4 protein-coding genes, 8 tRNA genes and 2 rRNA genes are annotated in these 5,251 nt (G+C 36.2%); all 14 read left to right on the top strand.

Going from position 1 to position 5,251, the window contains the following annotated elements; genetic code table 11:
* Positions 1 to 358 precede the first annotated feature (358 nt).
* Complete coding sequence (folP, locus tag BB045_RS06980; protein ID WP_075140613.1) at positions 359 to 1,162, top strand: dihydropteroate synthase; 804 nt, start codon at positions 359 to 361, stop codon at positions 1,160 to 1,162.
* Positions 1,140 to 1,505, top strand: a complete 366-nt coding sequence (gene folB / locus BB045_RS06975) for a dihydroneopterin aldolase (RefSeq protein ID WP_037552526.1) — start codon at positions 1,140 to 1,142, stop codon at positions 1,503 to 1,505. Before folP ends, folB begins: the two co-directional genes overlap by 23 nt.
* Positions 1,506 to 1,985, top strand: coding sequence for a 2-amino-4-hydroxy-6-hydroxymethyldihydropteridine diphosphokinase (gene folK, locus BB045_RS06970; protein WP_049426448.1), 480 nt, complete (start codon positions 1,506 to 1,508; stop codon positions 1,983 to 1,985).
* Positions 1,986 to 2,188: 203 nt separating this feature from the next.
* On the top strand, positions 2,189 to 3,679 hold the full coding sequence (gene lysS / locus BB045_RS06965) for a lysine--tRNA ligase (RefSeq protein ID WP_053027049.1): 1,491 nt from the start codon (positions 2,189 to 2,191) through the stop codon (positions 3,677 to 3,679).
* Positions 3,680 to 4,177: 498 nt separating this feature from the next.
* Positions 4,178 to 4,292 (top strand): 5S ribosomal RNA (rrf, locus tag BB045_RS06960).
* A gap of 9 nt (positions 4,293 to 4,301) precedes the next feature.
* Positions 4,302 to 4,377: transfer RNA gene (locus BB045_RS06955), tRNA-Val, on the top strand.
* 14 nt (positions 4,378 to 4,391) lie between these two features.
* Positions 4,392 to 4,467, top strand: a tRNA-Thr gene (locus tag BB045_RS06950).
* A gap of 5 nt (positions 4,468 to 4,472) precedes the next feature.
* A tRNA-Lys gene (locus BB045_RS06945) sits at positions 4,473 to 4,545 on the top strand.
* 23 nt (positions 4,546 to 4,568) lie between these two features.
* A tRNA-Gly gene (locus tag BB045_RS06940) sits at positions 4,569 to 4,643 on the top strand.
* A gap of 7 nt (positions 4,644 to 4,650) precedes the next feature.
* A tRNA-Leu gene (locus BB045_RS06935) sits at positions 4,651 to 4,739 on the top strand.
* An 11-nt stretch (positions 4,740 to 4,750) separates the two neighbouring features.
* Positions 4,751 to 4,827 (top strand) — tRNA-Arg (locus tag BB045_RS06930).
* Positions 4,828 to 4,857: 30 nt separating this feature from the next.
* Positions 4,858 to 4,931, top strand: a tRNA-Pro gene (locus BB045_RS06925).
* 15 nt (positions 4,932 to 4,946) lie between these two features.
* A tRNA-Ala gene (locus BB045_RS06920) sits at positions 4,947 to 5,022 on the top strand.
* 123 nt (positions 5,023 to 5,145) lie between these two features.
* A 16S ribosomal RNA gene (locus BB045_RS06915) occupies positions 5,146 to 5,251 on the top strand; the annotation flags it as partial.

The following is a 5,251-nucleotide window of genomic DNA, read 5'->3' as shown; positions in this document are numbered from 1 at the left end:
CACATTCTAAATCACTTCATCTGAAAAATTTAGATTTTTATCTTTAATTCTTAATGTATTTAATATAGACTTACACATAGGCGCATTACCTTTCTTTTTTATTTTGTTTGGTAGCTAATAATTATAGAGGTAATTGCGCCATTTTTGTATTCAAACATAAAAATTGGACTGATGATTTTTAGTCATCAGTCCAATTTATTATAGAGCCTAAATTATTAAATACTTTGCATGTTTTTTGGCGATTATAAAAACTGAAATGTTTAGAAAATGAGTGTATCATTAATATGTGATTATTGAGCAAAAGTAGATATTTTTCTACATATCATTTTCTAAAAGAACGAAGGGTGACGTGACAAGAATGACTAAAACAAAAATTATGGGAATATTGAATGTGACACCAGATTCATTCTCTGACGGTGGTAAGTATAATTCAGTGGATAAAGCGGTCAAACGTGCTAAAGAGATGATAGAAGAAGGTGTGGATATCATTGATATCGGCGGTATTTCTACACGACCAGGATTCACAGAAATTTCAACGGAAGAAGAGATTGAGCGTGTAGTTCCTGTAGTGAAAGAACTTGCAAAATTTAATATTCAACTTTCAATAGATACATATCGTAGTGAAGTAGCGGAAGCGTGCTTAAAATTAGGTGCAACGATGATCAATGATCAATGGGCAGGGTTATATGATCCTAAAATACTTGATGTTGTGGCTGCTTACGATGCTGAAGTTGTATTAATGCATAATGGTAACGGACATCGCGAACAACCAGTTGTTGAAGAAATGCTATTATCACTTATTACTCAAGCGAACAAAGCAGAAATGGCAGGAATTCCAAAACATAAAATATGGCTAGATCCTGGGATTGGCTTTGCCAAAACACGTGATGAAGAAAATGAAGTAATGGCACGTTTAGATGAACTTGTAGCAACTGAGTATCCTGTTTTATTAGCAACGAGTCGAAAACGTTTTATTAAAGAAATAATTGGTACAGAAACTAAAGCGTTAGAACGTGATGAGGCGACAGCTGCTACAACAGCTTATGGTATAATGAAAGGCGTCAAAGCTGTGCGTGTACATAATGTGCAATTAAACGCTAGATTAGGTCAAAGTATGGATTTCTTAAAGGAGAATGAAGATGAACGACACAATCTTTCTTAATGGTATGAGATTTTACGCATACCATGGTGCCTTACCTGCTGAAAATGAGATAGGTCAAATCTTTGTAGTAGATGTTACGTTGAAAGTGAATTTAGAAGAAGCGGGACAATCTGATAATGTGATAGATACTGTGCATTACGGAGAAGTGTTTGAAGATGTTAAAGAAATCGTTGAAGGTCCACCATGTAATTTAATCGAACATCTAGCTGAACGTATTGCAAAACGTATAAATTCACACTATAATCGTGTAATGGAAACGAAAGTCAGAATCACTAAAGAAAATCCACCTATTCCTGGTCACTATGATGGCGTAGGTATAGAGATAGTGAGGGAGAATCGTTAAATGGTACAATCGTATTTAGGTTTAGGAAGCAATATTGGTGATAGGGAACAGCAATTACAAGATGCTATAAAAATAATTGATAGTATTGAAGGTATTTCCGTGACTAAGATCTCTCCAATATATGAAACTGCACCAGTGGGGTATACTGAGCAGCCCAATTTTTTAAATTTGTGTTTAGAAATTGAAACAGAATTGGAGCCCAAAGAACTTCTTAAATATTGCTTAGAAACTGAACAACGATTACATCGAGTTAGAGACATTCGTTGGGGTCCAAGGACATTAGATGTCGATATTTTGTTATATGGAAATAAGGTTATAGAAGAAGATGACCTTGAAGTTCCCCACCCTCGAATGGGTGAACGTGCTTTTGTATTAATACCATTAAATGATATTGCATCAACACAAATAGAACCTCGTTCAAATACTCGTATCTCTGATTTAGTCATACCAGATGACACGGTGAAGAAATATAAAGGTTAAGAAGTATTAATTATGCATTTAATTAATATTATAGAAATGCGAAAATAGTGATGATCATACTTTGAAAGTGATACAGGTAATGTCAATTTTGTAAAACAATACAATTAAGTAACACCATATTAGTAATATGATATCCTATAAGCAATTTAGAAATAATCCATGGAATGATTTTCATTAAAATGAAATTTAAAGGAGAGAAAGTTATGTCAGAAGAAATGAATGACCAAATGCAGGTCCGTCGTCAAAAACTACAAGAATTAATTGATTTAGGAATCGACCCATTTGGAAAACGTTTTGAGCGCTCAGCTACTGCTAGTGAACTAAAATCACAATGGGATGAATTCTCAAAAGAAGAATTACATGATAAAGAAGATGAAAGTCATGTGTCGATTGCCGGCCGTTTGATGACTAAACGTGGTAAAGGTAAAGCTGGTTTCGCACATGTCCAAGATTTGACTGGTCAAATTCAAATTTACGTGCGTAAGGACCAAATTGGCGAAGAAGATTTCGACAATTTATGGAAAGGTGCAGACCTAGGCGATATTGTTGGTATTGAAGGTGTAATGTTCAAAACAAATACTGGCGAGCTATCAGTAAAAGCTAAGACATTCACTTTATTATCTAAAGCGCTTAGACCTTTACCTGATAAGTTCCATGGTTTACAAGATATTGAACAACGTTATCGTCAACGTTATTTAGACTTGATTACAAATCAAGATAGTACTCAAACATTCATTAACCGTAGTAAAATTATTCAAGAAATGCGTAATTACTTAAATAAACAAGGTTTCTTAGAAGTTGAAACACCAATGATGCATCAAATTGCAGGTGGTGCAGCAGCACGACCATTTGTTACGCACCATAATGCACTAGACGCTACACTTTATATGCGTATAGCAATTGAATTACATTTAAAACGTTTAATTGTTGGTGGCCTTGAAAAAGTCTATGAAATTGGACGAGTATTCCGTAACGAAGGCGTATCAACACGACATAATCCAGAATTTACTATGATTGAATTATATGAAGCATACGCTGATTACCACGATATCATGGATTTAACTGAATCTATGGTAAGACATATCGCTCAAGAAGTATTTGGTTCTGCAAAAGTTCAATACAATGAAGAGGAAATTGACCTAGAGTCTGCATGGACACGCCTTCATATTGTAGATGCAGTGAAAGAAGCTACAGGTGTAGACTTCTATCAAATTAAATCTGATGAAGAAGCAATCGCAGCAGCTAAAGAACATAATATTGAAATTACTGATAACATGAAATATGGTCATATCTTAAATGAATTCTTTGAACAAAAAGTTGAAGAAACGTTAATTCAACCAACATTTATTTATGGACATCCAATTGAAATCTCGCCTTTAGCGAAGAAAAATCCGGAAGATCCAAGATTTACAGACCGTTTCGAGTTGTTTATCGTAGGTAGAGAACATGCGAATGCATTCACTGAATTAAATGATCCAATTGATCAACGTGAACGTTTCGAAGCACAACTTGTTGAAAAAGCACAAGGTAATGATGAAGCGCATGAAATGGATGAAGATTATATTGAAGCTTTAGAATATGGCATGCCTCCAACAGGTGGTTTAGGTATCGGTATCGATCGCTTAGTTATGTTGTTAACTGACTCTCCATCTATTAGAGACGTATTATTATTCCCTTATATGAGACAAAAATAGATTGAATTAAATATTAGAGATTGAGATAAAGTTTAGGTTTATTCAAATGTTAACCTAATATATCTCAATCTCTTTTTTATTTTGAGACAGTTATTGTTAATAAAAGAGACAAAAGGAACAATTAGTTTTCAATTTATATAAAACTAAAGGATTAAATATAATGGTGTAATAAAGGGTTATTATCAAGGGAAAGTTACAAAAGTAAAAAAGAGTAGAGAAGTTATTGTAAAACAATATAAAAAAAGTGTAGTCAATATGGTTGAGATGTGCTAACATAGTAAAAGTGTTCAAAAGAAGCGAAACGACAAATAATAAACTTGTTAAATAAAAAGTTTCAAAAATTAGTTGACTTTGCTTTTTGAATGTTGTATGATATAAAAGTCGTCAAAAACGAAACTTAATTTTGTAAAGTACTTGTAAAGATAATTTTAACAAAGTGTAAAATTAACTATTGAAAATTAAAACAATCGACATTATAATTAATTGAGTAAGTTATTGTCTGGTGACAATGGCAAGGAGGTCACACCTGTTCCCATGCCGAACACAGAAGTTAAGCTCCTTAGCGCCGATGGTAGTTGGATTTACATTCCGCTAGAGTAGGACGTCGCCAGGCTTGCACGTTGGAGAATTAGCTCAGCTGGGAGAGCATCTGCCTTACAAGCAGAGGGTCGGCGGTTCGAACCCGTCATTCTCCACCATTCTTAATTAATTAGCCGGCCTAGCTCAATTGGTAGAGCAACTGACTTGTAATCAGTAGGTTGGGGGTTCAAGTCCTCTGGCCGGCACCATCTTTGAGCCATTAGCTCAGTTGGTAGAGCATCTGACTTTTAATCAGAGGGTCAGAGGTTCGAATCCTCTATGGCTCATACGATTATTTTAATAGCCATATGCGGAAGTAGTTCAGTGGTAGAACACCACCTTGCCAAGGTGGGGGTCGCGGGTTCGAATCCCGTCTTCCGCTCCATTACATTGCCGGGGTGGCGGAACTGGCAGACGCACAGGACTTAAAATCCTGCGGTGAGAGATCACCGTACCGGTTCGATTCCGGTCCTCGGCACCATCTTAAATAAAGCGCCCGTAGCTCAACTGGATAGAGCGTTTGACTACGGATCAAGAGGTTATGGGTTCGACTCCTATCGGGCGCGCCATTTAAATTTTATTTATTATTTAATTACATACGGGAAGTAGCTCAGCTTGGTAGAGCACTTGGTTTGGGACCAAGGGGTCGCAGGTTCGAATCCTGTCTTCCCGACTTCTTAAAAAATTTGGGGGCTTAGCTCAGCTGGGAGAGCGCCTGCTTTGCACGCAGGAGGTCAGCGGTTCGATCCCGCTAGTCTCCACCATTTTATAATGATTAAATGAACATTGAAAACTGAATGACAATATGTCAACGTTAATTCCAAAAACAGTAACTTAAATGTTACAAACACTATTTAGTATTATGAGCTAATCAAACATCATAAATTTTTATGGAGAGTTTGATCCTGGCTCAGGATGAACGCTGGCGGCGTGCCTAATACATGCAAGTCGAGCGAACAGATAAGGAGCTTGCTCCTTTGACGTTAGCGGCGG

Source organism: Staphylococcus sp. MB377 (assembly GCF_001922505.1).
In the GTDB taxonomy this organism is placed as follows: domain Bacteria; phylum Bacillota; class Bacilli; order Staphylococcales; family Staphylococcaceae; genus Staphylococcus; species Staphylococcus haemolyticus.
This window is presented reverse-complemented; position numbering and strand designations above follow the sequence as displayed.

Coding starts and splice junctions, on each gene's coding strand:
- folP (WP_075140613.1), top strand. CDS start 359: ATGACTAAAACAAAAATTATGGGAATATTGAATGTGACACCAGATTCA.
- folB (WP_037552526.1), top strand. CDS start 1,140: ATGAACGACACAATCTTTCTTAATGGTATGAGATTTTACGCATACCAT.
- folK (WP_049426448.1), top strand. CDS start 1,506: ATGGTACAATCGTATTTAGGTTTAGGAAGCAATATTGGTGATAGGGAA.
- lysS (WP_053027049.1), top strand. CDS start 2,189: ATGTCAGAAGAAATGAATGACCAAATGCAGGTCCGTCGTCAAAAACTA.